The following is a 17,939-nucleotide window of genomic DNA, read 5'->3' as shown; positions in this document are numbered from 1 at the left end:
GCCACCGTAGCCCCGCTCCGCCGCGCCGGAGGTCGTGGACGCGCGCCCGCGCCGACCGGAGCCGCGGGTATGACGCGCGTCACCTCGGTGTTCCCGTCATGATCCTCGCGGGGGGATGTCTCGTGCATGAGAGGTACTGCCCGATCGGGCCGTTCCGCATCGTCCGACCCTTGGAGCCAGGCATGCCCCGTCGCCCACCCATCAGCACCTTCGCCCTGGGGGATCGCACCCGTCGCGTCGTCGCCGCGACGATCGCCGCCGTCCTCGCCCTCGTCGGGGCGGTGGTCCTCGTCACGGGGCCGCAGGCCCGGCCGGCCTCGGCAGCGCTCGGGTTCTGCCCCGACCCCGGCGACATGCCCAACATCGGCAACCTGCCGGCCTTCACGGACTCGAACGTCACCGTCTACGCAGGCGGTGACTACCGCACCACGGCGAGCGCCGCAGAGTCCGAGGGACTTCTCGTCGTCGCCGGTGACGCTGTCGTCGATGCTCCGGGGAACTTCAGCGTGGGTGCCGTCGGGGCGGGCTCGCAGATCACGCCGCCGGACGGGGCGGTGATGCTCGCCGTCGCAGGGGGCCTCGACATCGCGGCCGGGACGAGCGTCACCGTCGGCTCGACGCTGCCCAGCGGCGGAGCGGTGAACGTCGGTGGGACCGTCACGGGAGCGGGGAGCCTCTCGACCGCGGGAGCTGCTCCGGGGGTGGAAGCGCCCGTGACGGAGGACATGGGGCCCGGTGCGATCGCCGAGTGGTCCGACTTCGGAACGGTGATGGCCGACGCGTCGAGCACCATCGCGGGATGGCCGGCGACGCCCGGCGCCGTGTCGGGGAACCGGGTCGTCTTCACGGGCACCGGCACGGACGACCCGCAGGTGTTCTCCATCGATGCGGCGGCGCTCGACGGCGTCACCGAGGTCGAGTTCGCCTCGATCCCGGAGGGCGCGGCGATCGCGATCAACGTGACCGGCGACGCGCCCGTGGACTTCGACCCGAACTTCTGGGTAGGCAACGGCGTCAACCAGATCAATGCCTTCGGCCCTCAGTTCGGCAACTGGGCCTCGCGGATCCTGTGGAACTTCGAGACGACGCCGGAGCTCGCGCTGGGCCGGGCAGACCAGTTCCTCGGGACGATTCTCGCTCCGGCGGCGGACGCGACGATCACGACGAGCACCAACGGGCGCGTCCTCGTCGGGGGGAACCTCACGTTCGGCGACCCGAGCGTCACCGGCGGTCTCGAGATGCACAACTACCCGTGGATCGGCCCGGGGCCGTTCGACTGCACCTCGGCCGCGAGCTTCGTCGTCCAGAAGACCGTGACGGGCGAGGCCGCGGCCGACGTGCCCGCCGACACGACGTTCGAGGTCGAGTACACGTACGAGGAGCCGAACGGGACGACCGGTGGCGACACGCTCGTCGTGCCGATCAGCGGCGCGCTCGTGAACGGTCCGACGCTGCCGGTCGGCACCGTCGTGGCGGTCACCGAGACGGGCCTTCCCTCCGTGCCCGGCGTCGAGTGGGGCGCTCCCGTGATCCAGGTGAACGGCGAGCCGCTCGGCGACCCCGCGCAGTTCACGATCCAGGAGAACCAGACCGTCACCGTGACCGTGGTGAACACGGCGAACGGCGGCGCCGTCCCGGCGGTGGGCGGGTTCTCGGTCGCCAAGGCCGTGACGGGCGGCGCCGCGGGGCTCGTCCCCGACGACACCGCGTTCCTCGTCGACTGGGAGGCCACGCTCCCGGAGGGGGCCACGTACGACGGCGACCTGTCGGGCACGCTGACCGTGCGCGCGGACGGGACGGTGGTGGACGGCCCGTCCGACCTGCCCGTCGGCACGACCGTCACGCTCACGGAGCAGACGCCGCCGGAGATCGACGGCGTGGAGTGGGGCGAACCCGTGCTCAGCCCGGCGTCGCCGATCACGATCGTCGAGGGCGCGACCGGGGTCGCGGTCACGGTGACCAACGTCGCGGACGCCGTGGTCGGCGGCTTCACGGTCCAGAAGGTGCTCGAGGGCGGCGCAGCCGACGTCGTGCCGCCCGGCACCGCGTTCCTCGTCGACTGGACCGCGACCGTGCCCACCGGCGTCGTCTACGACGGCGACACGTCGGGCACGCTGACCGTCCTCGCTGACGGGACCGTGACGGGTGGCCCGTCCGGACTGCCGATCGGCACGACGGTGACGCTCGTCGAGCAGCAGCCGCTGCCGGAGATCGACGGCGTCGTCTGGGGGCCGGTCACTCTCGAGCCCGCGTCCCCGTTCACGATCGTCGAGGGCCCGACGGGTGTCGCGGTGACCGTGACGAACACGGCGGAAGCCCCCGAGGAGATCGGGGGGTTCGCGGTGCAGAAGGCCCTCTCGGGCGACGCGTCCGGGGCCGTGCCGCCGGACACGGAGTTCGTCGTCGCCTGGGAGGCCGAGGTCCCCGACGGCGCCGAGTACGACGGCCCGACGTCGGGCACGGTGACCGTGCTCGCGGACGGGACCCTGGTCGACGGTCCGCAGGACCTGCCTGAGGGCACGGTCGTGACGTTCACGGAGCAGTCGATGCCGAGCATCCCCGGCGTCGACTGGGGGACGCCGACCGTCTCGCCCGGCACGATCACGATCGGTGACGGCACCGAGGTCGCCGGCGTCGTCGTGACGAACACGGCGGCCGCGCAGACCGGCGGGTTCTCGGTCGCGAAGGCGGTCGAGGGCGGCCTCGCCGGGAGCGTGCCGCCGGGCACGCAGTTCGAGGTCGAGTGGTCCGCGACCCTGCCCGCGGGCTTCACGTACGACGGCCCGCTCACGGGGACGCTGACCGTGCTCGCGGACGGGACCGTGGTCGACGGCCCGCAGGACCTCCCCGTGGGGACCGGCGTGACGTTCACCGAGATCAACCTGCCGGAGATCGACGGCGTCGTCTGGGGCGCCCCGACGTTCTCCCCGGAGACCGTGACGGTCGGCGACGGGGAGAACACCCTCGTCACGCTGACCAACACCACGCAGGACGTCGCCGAGGTCGGCGGGTTCTCCGTCGCCAAGGAGGTGACCGGCGACCGCGCGGACCTCGTGCCTGCGAGCACCGAGTTCACCGTCGCGTACTCGTACGAGCTCGACGGCACCCTCGTCGGCGGCTACCTCCAGGTCCCGGCCGGCGGGACGGTCGTCGCCGGCCCGCAGAACCTCCCCGTGGGCACGGTCGTCACGTTCACGGAGGCGGACCTGCCGGACATCCCCGGCGTCGCGTGGGGCGTCCCGACGTTCAGCCCGCAGTCGGTGGTCGTCGGCGACGAGGACAACACCCTCGTCACCGTGACGAACACGGCGGACCAGGCGGTGGGCGGGTTCTCGCTGGTCAAGCGGGTGACCGGCGAGGCGTCCGACGCCGTCCCCGCGACCACGGAGTTCGTCGTGGCCTACGCGTACGACTCACCCGTGGGGACCGTCACCGGGACGCTGACCGTCCGCGCCGACGGCGTCCCGGTCGACGGGCCGCAGGACCTCCCGGCCGGGACCGTCGTGCGGCTCAGCGAGACGGAGCTGCCCGAGATCGGTGGGGTCGAGTGGGGCGTGCCGGCGTTCACCGTGGACGGCACGGCGGTCACCGAGGTGACGGTGGGTGACGGCACGGTGGTCGTGACGCTGACGAACACAGCGGAGGACCAGGGCCTCGCGGTCACGGGCTCCGACGCGGTGCTCATGACGACGCTCGCGCTGCTGTTCGTCGGGACCGGTGCCGCGCTCCTCGCGATCCGCGCCCGACGCGGCCGCACCGCCTGACCCTCGGGACGACGTCGCCATCGCGACGCACGACGGGCCGGTCACCCCGCGGGGGTGACCGGCCCGTCGTCGTACCGCTCGCGCGGGGGTGCCCGGCCTCAGTCGTGGCCCGCGAGCGTCGCGAGCGCCTTGGTCCACAGGGCGTGGGCGCGGTCCGCGCGGTCCGCCGTCTCGATGTTGCGCTCGACGACGCGCACGCGCGTCCCGGAGTCGTCCGGCTCGAGCGTGATCGCGATGTCGTGGTAGTTCTCAGGGACGTCGGGCAGGCCCATCGTCGGGGAGAAGTGCGTGAAGTGCAGCAGCCGCGGGCGCTCGACCGCGACGACGGTGCCCCAGTCCGCGAACTCGCGACCCATGTAGTGGCCCTCGAAGGTCACGGGGCTGCCGGGCATGAAGTCGGTCTCGACGTTCATGCCGAGCATCCAGCGGGCGCTCGGGTGCATGAGCTCGGCCCACACGACCTGCGGGGGTCGTGCGACGTGGATCTCGGCGGTCGTGCTGTGGTCGGTCAGGGAGGGGTCGCTCATGGGTACCTCGGGGGCTCGGGGGCTCGCTTCTGGGGCCGACGGTAGACCCTCCGGGCGACACCGGCAGCCGGTAGGTTCGGGCGCGTGACCCGACTCGTGCTCGTCCACGGCCGCGACAACCAGGGCCTCGACGCCGACGTCCTCGACCGCACGTGGACCGCCGTGCTGGACGCGGGCCTGAGCGCGGCGGGGTCCGGACGCGTGCTGCACGACGACGACACTGCGTTCGTCTTCTACGCCGACACGCTCGCGGGGCTCGTCGCGGGCGACGCCGAGCCGCCGCCGGTGACCGTGCACGCGCTGGCGGCCCTGCCCGACGCCGAGCTCGCGTTCGTCGCGGCCGTCGCCGAGGAGGTGCTGCGGGGCGCGGGGGCGGGCGTCCCGGCGCGGCCCGAGGGTGCCGGGACGGGCGGCGGGGCCGACGTCGGGGCCTGGCTGAACCTGCTGCTGTCCGCGCTCGACCGGTACGTCCCCGGCCTGAGCAGCGGCGTCGTCGTGCTGCTCGCGCGCGACGTGTGGGCGTACCTGCACGACGACGCCGTGCGCACGAGGATCGACGACGCCGTCGCGGCGGCGATCCCCGCGGACGGCCCGGCCGTCGTGATCGCGCACTCGCTCGGGTCGGTCGTGGCGTACTCGGTGCTGCGCGAGCACCCCGACGCCGCGCGGTGGGACGTGCCGCTCCTGCTCACGCTCGGGTCCCCGCTCGCCATCCGCGCGATCCGCGACGCCCTCGCCGCCCGCGCCCCGCTGCGCGTGCCCGCCCCGGTGCGGCGCTGGGTCGCGGCGCGCGACCGCCGGGACGCGCTCGCGCTCCACGGCCTCGGCCCGGACGCGTTCCCGCTCGACCCGGCGACGCTGGCGATCGAGGACCTCGTCGTCGCGAACGCGGCACCCGGGCGCCACGCGGCGGCCGTGCTGCTCGCCGACGGCAGCCCGGCGGGCTACCTCGCGCTCCCCGAGGTCGCGGGCGCGGTGGGGGCTGCGCTGGACGACTGACGCGACCCGCCAGCGCCAGGTCGCGGCAGGGTGCGGCAGGGTGCGGCGTCGCGTCGGCAGGTTCAGGACACGCCGTGCAGGCGCGCGTGCAGGTCCCGGATCTCGGGCGCGAGCTCGTACGCGGGACCGCGGACGGCGACGCCGGGGGCGACGTCGCCGATCGCGAGCGGGCGCACGGGTCCGGGCGCCACACGCCACTCGTCGAGCCAGCCGACGAGCTGCGTCGTGCTCGACGCGTAGACGATCGGGCCGAGCCCGACCCACGCGTGCGCCGCGCTGCACATCGCGCAGTGCTCGCCCGACGTGTACACGACCGCGTCGCGCCGCTCGGCGGGCGTGAGGTGCGCCGCGGCCCAGCGGGCGATCTCGAGCTCCGGGTGCCGGATCGCGTCGCCGTCCTTCACGCGGTTGCGGTCCTCGAACCGTACGACCCCGTCGCGGTCGACGAGGAGCGAGCCGAACGGCTCGTCGCCGTCGTCGAGCGCCTCGCGCGCGAGCTCGACGCAGCGGCGCAGGTGCAGGAGGTCGTCGGGGGTGGGCAGCGTGTCGGGAGTCATGGCGCCCATCCTCGCCCGGTCAGCGCGCGACCGCGAGGACGCTGCGCACGTCCGCGACGAACCCGTCCACGTCGTCCGGGGTCGTGTCCCACGCGCACATCCAGCGGACCTCGACGCGGTCCGGCTCCTCGCCCGGCCCCCAGTCGTAGAAGCGGTGCCGCTCCCGCAGGCGCTCGACGGCAGCGCGGGGGAGCGTCGCGAAGACCGCGTTGACGAGCGTGGGCTGCGTGAAGGCGAGGCCCGACGTCGGGGCGGGGACGGCGTCGTCCGGCCCGAGCGCGGCGGGGACGACGACGTCCGCGAGCCCGGCGCGCAACCGCCCGGCCATCGCGTTGGCGTGCCGCGCGTTGCGCAGCCAGAGCTCGTCGGCGTCCGCGATCTCGTCGACCTCCGCGACGACGTCGCCCACCGGCTCGAACAGCGCGAGGAGCTGTGCGGAGACGTAGCGCATCTTCGACGCGAGCTGCATCGTCGCCTTGCGCACGAACTCGACGCCGTCGACGGCCGACGGGTCGAGCACGACGACCGCCTCCCCGAGCGCGAGCCCGTTCTTGGTGCCGCCGAACGACAGCACGTCCACGCCCGCATCCGTGGTCAGCGCGCGCAGCGGGACGTCGAGCGCCGCGGCGGCGTTCGCGAGGCGCGACCCGTCGAGGTGCACGCGCATGCCGCGGGCGTGCGCGGCATCGGCCACCGCGCGGATCTCGGCCGGGGTGTAGAGCGTGCCGAGCTCGGTGGACTGCGTGAGCGACACGACGAGCGGCTGCGCGCGGTGCGGGTCGCCGAGGTCGCCCGCGAACCGCTCCACGGCGTCGGGCGTGAGCTTCCCGTCCGGCGCCGGCACGGCGAGCACCTTGACCCCGCCGACGCGCTCGGGCGCACCGTTCTCGTCCGTGTTGAGGTGGGCGTGCTCGGTCGCGACGACCGCACCCCAGCGCGGCAGCATCGCCATGAGCGCGACGACGTTCGCGCCCGTCCCCGTGAGCACCGGGTAGGCCGTGGCGTCCGGGCCGAAGCGTGACCGCACGGCGTCCTGGAGGCGGGCCGTCCACGGGTCCTCGCCGTAGGAGATCTCGTGCCCGGCGCTCGCCGCGGCGAGCGCGGCGAGGACGTCGGGATGGGCGGGGGAGTAGTTGTCCGAGGCGAACGACGTCACGTGCCCAGGGTAGGACTCCGCCGGGTACCAGCGCCCGGCGCTGGCCGCGACCCCCTGCCCGCTCGGCGCCTGGCGCCCGCGAGGAGGGGGATCGGTGGAGGGAGCGTGGGCGCCCCGCAGGGACCGTCCCGTCCCCCGTCGGCGCCCGTACGCTGACGCGATGCGACTGCTGACCTGGACGTTCGCCGCCTACCTCGCCGCCGTCCTCGTCGTGACGCTGTGGCCGTCCCCGCAGTCCACCGACGCGCCCGGCTGGGCGACGTCGACCCTCGGGTTCCTCCAGGGCCTCGGGATCCCGATCACCCTCCCCGTGCTCGAGGCGCTCGCGAACGTCGTCATGTTCGGTCCCTTCGGCGTGCTCGGGGTCCCGCTCCTGCGTGGCGCGACCGCCCGACGGCACGGTGCGCCTCTGGGCGTGTGGCGCACCGTCGGCGTCGTCACCCTTGCGGGCTGCGCGCTGTCGGTCGCGATCGAGCTGTCCCAGAACCTCCTGCCGGGCCGCGTCCCGACCGTCCAGGACGTCGTGATGAACACCGCCGGGGCGCTCCTCGGAGCGCTGCTGGCCGCGGCCGTCGTGGTCGCCGCGAGCCGACGACGGGCGGCGGTGCGCGCCCGGTGACGCCGTGCGGCTGGCACGAGCCGCCGGTCAGTCCACCGTCCCGTCGACGTAGAACCAGCGGTCGCCCTCGCGGACGAAGCGGCTGACCTCGTGGAGCCGACCGCGGTCGGTGCGGTCCGTGCGCGACCGGTGGTGCGCGACGAACTCGACGACGCCGGTGGTGTCGAACGGGCCACCGGCCTCGGTGCGCAGGACGTCGAGGCGGCGCCACTCGAGGTCGTCGTCGAGGTCGAGCTCGGCGGGTCGGGTGGACGCGTGCCACGTCGCGCGCAGGTAGGCGGCGTCACCGATGGCGAACGCGCTGTAGCGCGAGCGCATGAGCGCCTCGGCGGTCGGTGCGTGCGGTCCCGGGGCGGTGCCGTTCGGGCCGGGACGCAGCCCCGCGTGGTGGCGGCCGCAGCATGCCCCGTACGCGTCGCCCGACAGGCAGGGGCACCGCGCGTCGTCGGCCGGGGTCACGACGCGGCCCGCCGCCGGTCCGTCTCAGCGGCTGCGGCGCACTCCGCCCCGGGCGCCCGGCCCGAGCTCTCCACCGCGTCCGCGATGGTGCGCGACACCGCCTCGAGACGGGCGAGCCCCTCGGGGCCGAGGGGCTCGAACACGACCTCGCGCAGGAGCTCGGTGTGCCCGCGCACGGTGCGCAGGAGCGCGCGGCGGCCGGGGTTGGTGAGGACGATCCACGTGCCGCGCGCGTCGTCGGCGCACTCGGTCCGCTCGACGAGGCCGCGGTCGGCCATGCGGCGCGTGAGGTGCGAGACGCGGCTGCGCTCCCAGCAGAGCTCAGCGGCGAGCTCGCCCGTGCGCAGGGCACGGTCCGTCGCGGCGTGGAGCGCCGAGAGCGCCTGGAACTCGGCCTCCGACAGGTCGCCGTCGTCGCGCATCCCGGCGGCGAGCACGCGGTCGAGCGCCTTGCGCATCGTCACGAAGGCGTCCCACGCGTCGCGCTCGGCGTCGTCGAGTATCGGGTGTCCCGCCATGCGGACGATCCTAGCGCTGTGGGTGACACGTCACCGAGGTGGAGTTATGGTGACGCATCACCAACTTTGGTGACACGTCACTCTTCTGGAGGAACCATGACCTCGACCCCGCGCCTCGCGATCCTCGTCGGGAGCACGCGCACCGGGCGGAACAGCGAGGGAGTCGCGCGCTGGGTGCTCGATCGCGCGACGCGGCGCACCGACGCGACGTTCGAGCTCGTCGACCTCGCCGACCACCCGCTGCCGCACCTCGACGAGGCGCTCCCGCCCCGCCTGCAGCAGTACGAGAACCCGCTGGTGTGGGAGTGGTCGCGCGTCGTCGACGGCTTCGACGGCTACGTCGTCGTGACGCCCGAGTACAACCACGCGCCGCCGGCGGTGCTGAAGAACGCCCTCGACTGGCTGTACCACGAGTGGGCCGACAAGGCCGTGGGCTTCGTCGGCTACGGCGCGCAGGGCGGCACGCGCGCCGTCGAGCAGCTCCGCCTCGTCGCGGGCGAGCTCCAGCTCGCGGACGTGCGGACCCAGGTGGGGCTGTCGCTCTACGACGACTTCGAGGAGTTCCGCACGCTCGCGCCGCGCGAGCGGCACCTGCGCGACCTCGACGCGACCCTCGACGAGGTCGTCGCCTGGAGCAGGGCCCTGCGTCCCGTGCGCGAGCAGAAGGCCGCCGTCGCCGCAGCGTGACCCCGACCGCCGAGCACGCGGTCGCCGCCCGTCCCGGACGTGTCTCGGGCCAAGACCGCATGCTCGACGGCGCCCGCCCACCGGGAGGTGAGCGGGCGCCGTCGAGCTGTGGCTCACCCGGGAGGGCCCGGGCGCGACCGCGTCAGTCCTGCGCGGCCCACGGGCCCCAGCGGTCGCCGGGCGCCTGGTTCCGTGTCCACCACTTCGCCGTGTACGTGGTCCCGTCGTAGGTCACGGTGTCGCCCTTGACGTAGACGCGGCTCGGCTTCCACGCGCCGACCCCGTCCGAGTCGACCCCGGCGATCTCCTCCCACGGGCCCCACGCGTCGGCGCCGGGCACCTGGCCCTTGGTCCACCACTGCGCGCGCCACACGGCTCCCGCGTAGGTGACCGTGGTGCCGCCCGTGTAGGCGGTGCTCTTCGACCACGCCGGCGGCTCGGCGTACGTCGGCTGGGCCTGCGGGTTGAACTCGTCCGTCACGACCGACTTCGCGGCGTTCGTCACCGGGTCGTCGAGCAGCAGGACGTCGAGGCCCTGCTGGATGTCGTTCGAGATGATCGCGCCGTTGTACCAGTAGGCCGACCACGAGCCGCCGAGGATCAGGCGCTCCGAGGACAGCGGGCCGCGATCGAACCACGCGATCTCGACGGGGTTCGCCGAGTCCGTGAAGTCCCAGACGGAGATGCCGCCCTGGTACCAGGCCTGGACCATGATGTCGCGACCGGGGACCGGGATGAGCGAGCCGTTGTGCGCGACGCAGTTCTCCGTCGCGGCCTGCTCGCGCTCGATCTTGTAGTAGCTCTTGAACACGAGCTCGCCGCCCACGATGTCGTAGATGGCGTCGGCGCCCTTCTCCGGTCCGACCGTCGGGTTGCACGTGGGCGCGCCGCCGCCGCCGAGCTCGTCCGTGAAGACGACCTTGGTGCCGGCGTTGTTGAACGTCGCCGAGTGCCAGAAGGCGAAGTTCGTCGTGTCGCGGACGACCTCCGTGACCACCGGGTGCGCGCGGTCGGAGATGTCCATGAGGATGCCGTCGCCCATGCACGCGCCCGCCGCGAGGTCCTTCGACGGGTAGGTCGTGATGTCGTGGCAGCCCGACGTGGTGCTCGAGCCGTTGCCGCCGGGGTTGCCGCCGGGGTTCTCGCCCTCGTCGGGGAAGAGCACCGGGGTCGAGACGAGCTCGGCCGCGGCCGGGTCGTCGAGCGGGATCTGCACGACCGAGATGAGGTCGTGCGGCGGCTGGCAGTCGGGGAACGCCGCGTTGGGGCTGTACGACGAGACGTAGACGAACAGCTCCTCGCCGTCCTTCGACGGCGCGAGCGAGTGCGTGTGGGAGCCGCACTGCGTCTCGACCGACGACACGTACTGCGGCGACGTCGGGTCGGAGACGTCGAAGACCTTGATGCCCTCCCACGAGTCCTTGACCGTGGCGCTCTGGGCGACGTTGTCGCACGAGTCGTTGCTGCGCGACGAGTCCGTGCTGAGGACCAGCAGGTCCCCGTAGACCGAGATGTCGTTCTGCGACCCCGGGCAGACCACCTGGGCGACCTGCTGCGGCGCCGTCGGGTTCGCGACGTCGTAGACCGTGAACCCGCCGTAGTTTCCGGCGAACGCGTAGCGGCCCTGGAACGCGAGGTCGCTGCTGTACTGGCCCTCGGGCGCGAACGCGCCGTTCTTCGGGATGTTCGCGACGTGGGTCAGGTTGGGGCTGCCGGCGACCTCTCCGGGCGCCAGGACGTCGGTGGCCTGGGCGAGGGGAGCGAGGCGCTGGGCGGGAAGGTCCGCGAGCGAGCCGGCGGCCTGCTCGGTGAGCGCGGCCACCGCCTCGGGAGATCCGTCGGACGGTTCGGCGGCCGCCGACGAGGCGACCGCGAGCGAGGAGACGGCGAGGGTGGCCGCCATGGACGAGGCGAGCAGGACCCGGCGTCGTTGCCGGAGCGTCTGCCCGTGCGTCGTTCGATGCACCTGGGAAACACCTCCTTGGTAGGGTTCTGCGAATTCTGACGGGCAAATGTGATCTGGACCACTCAAACCGGGCAGTTTCCGGTGACCTTTTACACGGAGGGAACAGGACGGGTGCAGAGTTTTCCCAGCCGTAACGCAGCCCCGACCGTCGGCGCACGCGCCCTGACCTGCGGCGCCGTCGTGCTCGGGGTCGCGCTCGGCGCCTCGGCGTGCACCGCCGACCCGGACCCGACCTCGACGCCGTCGAGCGTCGTCGTGCAGCCCGGCCGGCCGGGCGAGGAGGCGGCGACGGTGGCGCCCGAGGACTACGCGGCCGCGCCCGAGGAGGGGTCCTGGAACCAGGCCGACGCCGCGTTCGTGACCGGGATGATCGAGCACCATCTCCAGGCGCTGGAGATCGCCGCGCTCGCGCCGGACCGCGCGGGGTCCGACGCCGTGCGGTCGTTCGCGGAGCGCGTCACCGCCGCGCAGGGCCCGGAGGTCCACGCGCTCGCGTCGTGGCTGCAGGCGCGCGACCTGGCCGTCCCTGAGGGGGCGGAGGACGTCGGCGGCACGGGCCCGCGCGCCCCCGACGGCGCGGGCCACGAGCACGGGGCCGGCGTCTCCGGGATGCTCACCCACGAGCAGCTCGCCGCGCTCGAGGCGGCGAGCGGCGCAGAGTTCGACCGGCTGTTCCTCGAGGGGATGATCCAGCACCACGAGGGTGCCCTCGCGATGGTCGACGTCGTGCTCGTCGACGGGCAGGACCTCTTCGCGAACGAGATCGCGGCCGAGACCGCGTCCGGCCAGGGCGGCGAGATCGACCGCATGCGCGACCTCCTCGCCGCCCTCTGACGCGCCGAGCCAGAGCCGAGGCCCCGCGGGGCAGAACCGTGGTCACGCGAGATAGAGCCGTGGTCACGCGAGGTAGAGCCGTGGTCACGCGAGGTAGAGCCGTGGTCACGCGAGGTAGAGCTCCGGTCGTGCGAGGGAGAACCGTGGTGCGTGCCTGAGCGTGCCCTCCGACGCACGCGACCGTGGCCCGCCCCGACATCGGGACGGGCCACGGTACGGGCTCGGGACGGGCGAGGTCAGCAGTAGAGGTTCGCGCCCGTCGTCGTGCCGAGGATCTGCGCGAAGCGCTGGAACGCGGTGACGCGCGACTGGACCTGCGCCGGGTTCCCGCCGTTGCACTCGATCGAGCCGTTGATCGAGCGGATCGACTCACCGAAGCCCGCGCCGGAGACGATCGCCTGGTGGCCGGACATCGAGCCCGCTCCGGACTGCGTGTTCCAGAACCACAGGCCGGTCTTCCACGCGACGGCCGAGTTCTGCTCCACGAGGTACGGGTTGTTCAGCAGGTCGATGCCGAGCGCGTCACCCGCGGCCTTGTAGTTGTAGTTCCAGCTCAGCTGGACCGGGCCCTTGCCGTAGTACGCGCTCTGGCCCGCGGGGCAGCCGTACGGCTGGGAGTAGTCGCAGTAGTGCGGGTAGTTCGCGGTGTTGATCTCCTTGATGTAGACGAGCCCGCCGGTCTCGTGGTTGACGTTGGCGAGGAACGCCGCGGCCTCGCGCTTGGCGACCTCGGTGCCGCCCGTCGTCGCGAAGCCCGGGTAGGCCGACAGCGCGTCGACGAGGCCCTGGTAGGTGTAGAACGCGTTCCGGTTCGGGAACATCTGGTTGAACTGCGCCTCGGAGACGACGAAGCCGCTCGGGTTGCCGGGGTTGCCCGGGTTGCCCGGGTCGGTCCCGCCGCCGCACGCGCCCTGGGAGCGCCAGACGCCCCACTCGCCGGTGGTGCCGGGCGTCTCGCCCTGCGTCCACCAGCCGGCCTTCCAGTTCTGGCCGCCGTGCGAGACGACGGCGCCGCCCAGGTAGACGGTGCCGGAGCTCCACGCGGGGGCGCACGTCGCGGCGTGCGCCTGCTGCGCGGGCCCGGCGACTGCCCAGGAGAGCGCTCCCACGAGCACGAGGAGAACGGCGAGGAGCAGGGCGAGGGGGCGGGACGCGGGCCGCAGGGCGACCGCGGCGGACGCCGCGGTGGAGGACGACGCCGGAGCTCGGGTGTGCATCGGTGCACCTTTCGTCGGTGGTCGGGTCGGTTCGAGCCTGGCGGCGCCGCACCGTGGTGGACAACCCCCGTACGCAGAACCCCGTACCCGTGGACGATGCGAGGCAGAGCCTCGGTCGCGCGAGGTAGAACCGTGGTCGCGCGAGGTAGAACCCTGGTCACGACCACGGTTCTACCTCGCGTGACCAGGGTTCTACCTCGGCGTGGGGCGTACGGCGGGGTTGACGTCCGCGCGGGCGGGTGCGAGAGTGTGCGCAACCCGGAAACGTTTCCAGGGCTGTCGAGGCCGTCAGTCTGGAAACGTTTCCACACACGACGGTCCTTCGACGACGAGGTGGACGACAGTGACGTCATCACGCGCCACGCTGATCCAGGTGGCACAGCGGGCCGGGGTCTCCCTGGCCTCGACCTCCCGCGCCCTGCACGGGACGGGCGCGAGCCCGGCGATGGTCGAGCGCGTGCGCGCCGCGGCCACGGAGCTCGGCTACAGCCCGGACGCGATCGGGCGCTCCCTGCGCCTGAAGAAGACGTTCCAGGTCGCGTTCGCCGTCGCCGACATCGGCAACCCCGTCTACGTCGAGATGATGACGGCGATCCACGAGGTCCTCGCGCCGCACGGCTACCGCGTCGTCGTCATGACGACGGGGGACACGACGACCTCGACCGTCGAGCTCGTGCGCAGCCTGTCGAGCGGGTTCGTCGACGCGATGATCCTCAGCCCGCTGCGCACCGACGACGAGCTCGTCGAGGAGATCCGGCAGGCGCCCGTCCCGGTCGTCGTCATCGGCCGCACCCTGGCCGACCGCGGCATCGACTCCGTCTCCACCGACTCGGCGGGCGGCATCGGCGAGGCCGTGCACCACCTGCTCGGCCTCGGCCGCCGCCGGCTCGCGTTCCTCAACGGACCGCTCGACACCACGCCCGGTGAGGCGCGCCAGCGCGGCTTCGACGCCGCGACGCGCGCGGACGGGTTCGCGGGGGAGCGCGCCGACGCCGTCGTCGCGGCGGACTTCACCGTCGCGGCGGGTCTCGCGGCCACGCGCGCGCTCCTCGACGCGCCCGACGGCGACGCCCGCCCGGACGCGATCGTCGCGGCCAACGACCTGCTCGCCATCGGGGCGATCCGGGCCGTGCGCGAGCGCGGCCTGTCGGTCCCCGAGGACGTCGCGGTGACCGGCATGGACGACACCGAGATCGGCCGCGTGTTCCAGCCCAGCCTCACGAGCGTGTCGCTCGGCTCGACCGAGCGCGGGCGCATCGCCGCGCAGCTCGTCGTCGACCTCGTGGACGGCGACGCGCAGGCCGGGCGCCACACCGCGGTCGGTCCGCGCCTCGTCGTGCGCGAGTCGACCGCTGCGCCGGCCGCGACGCCCGAGACGTCCGGGCAGCACGAGGCGAGCGACGCCGTCGTGCACGGGGCGAGCGTCGACGCCGCGGGAGGGGGGACCCGATGAGCGCGCCGACCCTCGCGGGCGACCCGCACGCCGCTGCCGCCCGTCGACCGGACCGGGGCACCCCGCGCCGCACCGGCGGGATGGCCCGCGCCAAGCGGCGCGAGGCGATCGCGCTCGTCATGCCGTCGCTCCTGCCGATCCTCGTGCTGAGCGTCGCGCCGCTCGTCATGGGCGTCGCGCTCGCGTTCACGGACGCGCGGCTCGTGCGCCACCCGGACTACCAGTTCGTGGGCGTCGACAACTTCGTGCGCCTCGCGGACAACTCGTTCTTCTGGGACTCGTTCCGCATCGGCATGATCTGGGCCGTCTCGGTGACGCTGCTCCAGCTCGTCGCGGCGATGGGCCTCGCGCTCCTGCTCAACTCGGGGCTGCGGCTCCAGGGGCTGACGCGCGTCCTCGCGCTCATCCCGTGGGCCATGCCGCCCGTCGTCGTGGCGATCATGTGGCAGATGATCTACTCGCCCAACGCCGGGCCGCTCAACGCCTTCCTCGGCGCCCTGGGCCTGCCGGACGACATCAACTGGCTCGCCGACTTCTCGACCGCGCTGCCCGCGGTGATCGTCGTCGGGGTGTGGGTGGGCATGCCGCAGACCACGGTGACGCTGCTCGCCGGGCTCCAGCAGATCCCGGACGAGCTGCACGAGGCCGCCGCGATGGACGGCGCGGGCGCCTGGCGTCGCTTCACCGCGGTGACGCTCCCGAGCCTGCGGCCGATCATCACGTCGATCACGTCGCTGAACTTCATCTGGAACTTCAACTCGTTCTCGCTGGTCTACGTGCTCACCGAGGGCGGGCCGGGCGGCCGGACCATGCTGCCGATGCTCTTCACGTACCTCGAGGCGTTCAAGAACCGGAACATCGGCTACGCCGCCGCGATGGGGGTCGTGCTCGTGGTCGTCGTCGTCCTCCTGCTCGCGATCTACCTGCGGTCGCAGTTCCGCTCCGAGAAGGAGAGCTGACCCGTGCGCGCACTCGTCCGGCCGGCCCAGTACGTGGCCCTCGCGTTCTACATCCTCTTCCTCGGCTTCCCGCTGCTGTGGCTCATCTCGGCGTCGCTCAAGTCGTCGGGCGAGCTCAACTCGCTGACGGTGAGCCTGATCCCGCAGGACTTCCACTGGGAGAACTACTCCGAGGCGCTCTCGCGGCAGGGCCTCGTGCGCTCGGCGTGGAACAGCGCGATCGTCGCGGTGGTCTCGACGGCGCTCGTCGTCGTCATCGCGCTCCCGGCGTCCTACGTGCTCGCGCGCCTGCGCGGCAAGATCCGCGCGGCGGGCGTCGGCTGGATCCTCGTGAGCCAGGTGTTCCCGGTGATCCTCATCATCCTGCCGCTGTTCCTCATCCTGCGGACCATCGGGCTCACGGACTCGCTCGTCGGGCTCACCCTCGTCCACACCACGTACACCCTGCCGTTCGCGCTGTGGATGATGCAGGGCTACGTCTCCGCGATCCCCGTGGACCTCGAGGAGGCGGGCTCGATGGACGGAGCGAGCCGGTTGACCGTGCTGCGCACCATCGTCTTCCCGCTCCTCATGCCGGGCATCGTCGCGACGGCGATGTTCAGCTTCGTCTCCTCGTGGAACGAGTTCTTCTTCGCGCTCGTCCTGCTCCAGTCGCCCGAGAACTACACGCTGCCCATCACGCTGAAGATGTTCATCGGCGGCGAGGGCAAGGTGGCGCTCGGCCCGCTCGCCGCAGGCTCCGTGCTCGCGGCCATCCCCAGCATCGTCTTCTTCTCGATCATGCAGAAGAAGCTCACCGGCGGGCTGCTGTCCGGCGCCGTCAAGGGCTGACCCGCTGGGCCTCCTCGAACACCCCCAGACCCCCAGAACCGACCCCCACCCCGAAAGGTAGAACCATGAAGACTCGTGGTGCGTCCATCGCCGCATGCCTCACGATCACGACCCTGCTCGTCGCCTCCTGCTCGAGCGGGGGCGGTAGCGGGGACGACGGCGCCGACGGCGGCCCGGTCACGCTGAAGTTCCAGTCGCTGTCCGACCAGCCGGCCGCCATCGAGGCGACCGAGAAGATCGTCGCGGACTGGAACGAGGCCAACCCCGACGTCCAGGTCGAGATCGTGCCCGCGGGCTGGGACGGGATCTACGACAAGCTCATCACCCAGTTCAACGGCGGCGCCGCGCCGGACATCATCCACTACGAGGCCGCGAGCATCGTGCCCTTCGCCGTGGACGGCTACCTGGCCGACCTGTCCGAGTACATGTCGGACGAGAGGCGCGCCGACATCCCCGAGGGCATCCTCGACTCCGTGACGGTCGACGACCAGGTCATCGCGTACCCGACCGAGCTGCAGTCCTACATGGTGTTCGCCAACAAGACGATGCTCGAGGCCGCCGGCGTCGAGATCCCGACCGGCGAGACCATGACGTGGGACGAGCTGCGCGAGATCTCGAAGGCCACCACGAAGGACGGCGCGTACGGGCTCGGGTGGGGGCTCGCGAGCCCGACGGCCGCGTTCATGGCGATGGCTCCCGGCTTCGGCGGCCAGTACTTCGAGGGCACCGGTGCCGACGCGAGCATCAGCATCGGCGAGGGCGAGATGGCCCTGCCGGAGCTCGTCGACGAGATGGCGCACACGGACAACACGGTGCTGCCGGTGACGCTCACGCAGTCCGGCTCGGAGACGCTCGCGTCGTTCTACGCGGGCCAGGTCGCGATGACGATCCAGGGCTCGTTCCAGGCCGCGAACATCGCCAACGACGCGCCCGAGGGCTTCGACTGGGTCGTGCTGCCCCCGCTCGAGGGCCCCGACGGCGCGGAGCAGGCCGCCAACCCGCAGACGCTCTCGGTGAACATCGACTCCGAGCACGTCGAGGAGTCCGCGGAGTTCATCGAGTTCTTCACCGACACGGAGAACCTCGCCGCGCTCAACGAGGCGGACGCGCTCATCCCGGCCACGACGTCGGCGCAGGAGGCCATGGCGGCCTCGCTCGGCGACGAGAACGGCTGGTCGACGATCCTCTCGTCCGGCCAGTTCCTCACGTCCGCGCCCTACCTGTTCGTCGACGCGTACGCGCAGTGGAAGGACACGGTCGCGACGCCCGCGTACCAGAAGTTCCTCGCCCAGGAGATCGACGCCGACCAGCTCGCGACCGAGCTCGAGGCCGGCTGGGACGAGATCACCAAGTAGCGCCTCGGCGGCTCGCCACGGCTCCGCGCCCAGCACGG

The 17,939-nt window shown here is 72.9% G+C and carries 16 protein-coding genes; 9 read left to right on the top strand and 7 right to left on the bottom strand.

Annotated features, from left to right (window positions below; all coding sequences use genetic code 11):
* The first annotated feature begins 182 nt into the window (after positions 1-182).
* Complete coding sequence (locus ACFVN3_RS01185; protein ID WP_378229719.1) at positions 183-3,764, top strand: DUF5979 domain-containing protein; 3,582 nt, start codon at positions 183-185, stop codon at positions 3,762-3,764.
* A gap of 98 nt (positions 3,765-3,862) precedes the next feature.
* On the opposite strand, the gene ACFVN3_RS01180 is transcribed toward ACFVN3_RS01185, so the two are convergent.
* Entirely contained in the window at positions 3,863-4,291 is a 429-nt protein-coding gene (locus tag ACFVN3_RS01180; RefSeq protein WP_378229717.1) for an SRPBCC domain-containing protein, read from the bottom strand.
* Between the two features lie 84 nt (positions 4,292-4,375).
* Here ACFVN3_RS01180 and ACFVN3_RS01175 point away from each other — a divergent pair, with 84 nt between their 5' ends.
* A complete protein-coding gene (locus tag ACFVN3_RS01175; RefSeq protein ID WP_378229715.1) occupies positions 4,376-5,290 on the top strand; it encodes a hypothetical protein in 915 nt (304 codons plus the stop codon).
* Between the two features lie 62 nt (positions 5,291-5,352).
* On the opposite strand, the gene ACFVN3_RS01170 is transcribed toward ACFVN3_RS01175, so the two are convergent.
* Together ACFVN3_RS01170 and ACFVN3_RS01165 are read right to left on the bottom strand one after the other, a co-directional pair.
* Complete coding sequence (locus tag ACFVN3_RS01170; RefSeq protein ID WP_378229713.1) at positions 5,353-5,847, bottom strand: nucleoside deaminase; 495 nt, start codon at positions 5,845-5,847, stop codon at positions 5,353-5,355.
* Positions 5,848-5,866: 19 nt separating this feature from the next.
* Complete coding sequence (locus ACFVN3_RS01165; protein WP_378229711.1) at positions 5,867-7,003, bottom strand: threonine aldolase family protein; 1,137 nt, start codon at positions 7,001-7,003, stop codon at positions 5,867-5,869.
* A 160-nt stretch (positions 7,004-7,163) separates the two neighbouring features.
* Between ACFVN3_RS01165 and ACFVN3_RS01160 the strand changes: the two genes are divergently transcribed.
* Complete coding sequence (locus ACFVN3_RS01160) at positions 7,164-7,622, top strand: VanZ family protein (protein WP_378229709.1); 459 nt, start codon at positions 7,164-7,166, stop codon at positions 7,620-7,622.
* A 27-nt stretch (positions 7,623-7,649) separates the two neighbouring features.
* Here ACFVN3_RS01160 and ACFVN3_RS01155 read toward each other — a convergent pair whose 3' ends face one another.
* Together ACFVN3_RS01155 and ACFVN3_RS01150 are read right to left on the bottom strand one after the other, a co-directional pair.
* Positions 7,650-8,081, bottom strand: a complete 432-nt coding sequence (locus ACFVN3_RS01155) for a YchJ family protein (protein ID WP_378229708.1) — start codon at positions 8,079-8,081, stop codon at positions 7,650-7,652.
* Complete coding sequence (locus ACFVN3_RS01150) at positions 8,078-8,599, bottom strand: MarR family winged helix-turn-helix transcriptional regulator (protein WP_378229706.1); 522 nt, start codon at positions 8,597-8,599, stop codon at positions 8,078-8,080. Before ACFVN3_RS01150 ends, ACFVN3_RS01155 begins: the two co-directional genes overlap by 4 nt.
* Before the next feature lie 96 nt (positions 8,600-8,695).
* Between ACFVN3_RS01150 and ACFVN3_RS01145 the strand changes: the two genes are divergently transcribed.
* Positions 8,696-9,286 (top strand): NADPH-dependent FMN reductase, encoded by a 591-nt coding sequence (locus ACFVN3_RS01145; protein ID WP_378229704.1) that lies wholly within the window; start codon positions 8,696-8,698, stop codon positions 9,284-9,286.
* A 142-nt stretch (positions 9,287-9,428) separates the two neighbouring features.
* Here ACFVN3_RS01145 and ACFVN3_RS01140 read toward each other — a convergent pair whose 3' ends face one another.
* Positions 9,429-11,252 carry a carbohydrate-binding protein gene (locus tag ACFVN3_RS01140; RefSeq protein ID WP_378229702.1) on the bottom strand — a complete coding sequence of 608 codons (1,824 nt, stop codon included), beginning with the start codon at positions 11,250-11,252 and terminating at the stop codon, positions 9,429-9,431.
* A gap of 111 nt (positions 11,253-11,363) precedes the next feature.
* On the opposite strand from ACFVN3_RS01140, the gene ACFVN3_RS01135 reads away from it, so the two are divergent.
* Positions 11,364-12,086 carry a DUF305 domain-containing protein gene (locus tag ACFVN3_RS01135; RefSeq protein WP_378229700.1) on the top strand — a complete coding sequence of 241 codons (723 nt, stop codon included), beginning with the start codon at positions 11,364-11,366 and terminating at the stop codon, positions 12,084-12,086.
* Between the two features lie 236 nt (positions 12,087-12,322).
* On the opposite strand, the gene ACFVN3_RS01130 is transcribed toward ACFVN3_RS01135, so the two are convergent.
* Positions 12,323-13,303: a glycoside hydrolase family 19 protein gene (locus ACFVN3_RS01130; RefSeq protein ID WP_378229698.1), complete on the bottom strand. Its 981-nt coding sequence runs from the start codon at positions 13,301-13,303 to the stop codon at positions 12,323-12,325.
* A gap of 343 nt (positions 13,304-13,646) precedes the next feature.
* Here ACFVN3_RS01130 and ACFVN3_RS01125 point away from each other — a divergent pair, with 343 nt between their 5' ends.
* The 4 genes from ACFVN3_RS01125 (at position 13,647) to ACFVN3_RS01110 (ending at position 17,901) form a co-directional block, all read left to right on the top strand.
* Positions 13,647-14,756, top strand: a complete 1,110-nt coding sequence (locus ACFVN3_RS01125) for a LacI family DNA-binding transcriptional regulator (RefSeq protein ID WP_378229696.1) — start codon at positions 13,647-13,649, stop codon at positions 14,754-14,756.
* On the top strand, positions 14,753-15,715 hold the full coding sequence (locus ACFVN3_RS01120) for a carbohydrate ABC transporter permease (protein WP_378229695.1): 963 nt from the start codon (positions 14,753-14,755) through the stop codon (positions 15,713-15,715). Before ACFVN3_RS01125 ends, ACFVN3_RS01120 begins: the two co-directional genes overlap by 4 nt.
* Positions 15,716-15,718: 3 nt before the next feature.
* Positions 15,719-16,546 carry a carbohydrate ABC transporter permease gene (locus ACFVN3_RS01115; protein ID WP_378229693.1) on the top strand — a complete coding sequence of 276 codons (828 nt, stop codon included), beginning with the start codon at positions 15,719-15,721 and terminating at the stop codon, positions 16,544-16,546.
* 65 nt (positions 16,547-16,611) lie between these two features.
* On the top strand, positions 16,612-17,901 hold the full coding sequence (locus ACFVN3_RS01110) for an ABC transporter substrate-binding protein (RefSeq protein ID WP_378229691.1): 1,290 nt from the start codon (positions 16,612-16,614) through the stop codon (positions 17,899-17,901).
* Positions 17,902-17,939 lie beyond the last annotated feature (38 nt).

The organism is Cellulosimicrobium sp. NPDC057862 (assembly GCF_042797035.1).
Classification (GTDB): Bacteria; Actinomycetota; Actinomycetes; order Actinomycetales; family Cellulomonadaceae; genus Cellulosimicrobium.
The sequence above is the reverse complement of the archived record's forward strand: the minus strand, read 5'-3'. Positions and strand labels throughout refer to the sequence as shown.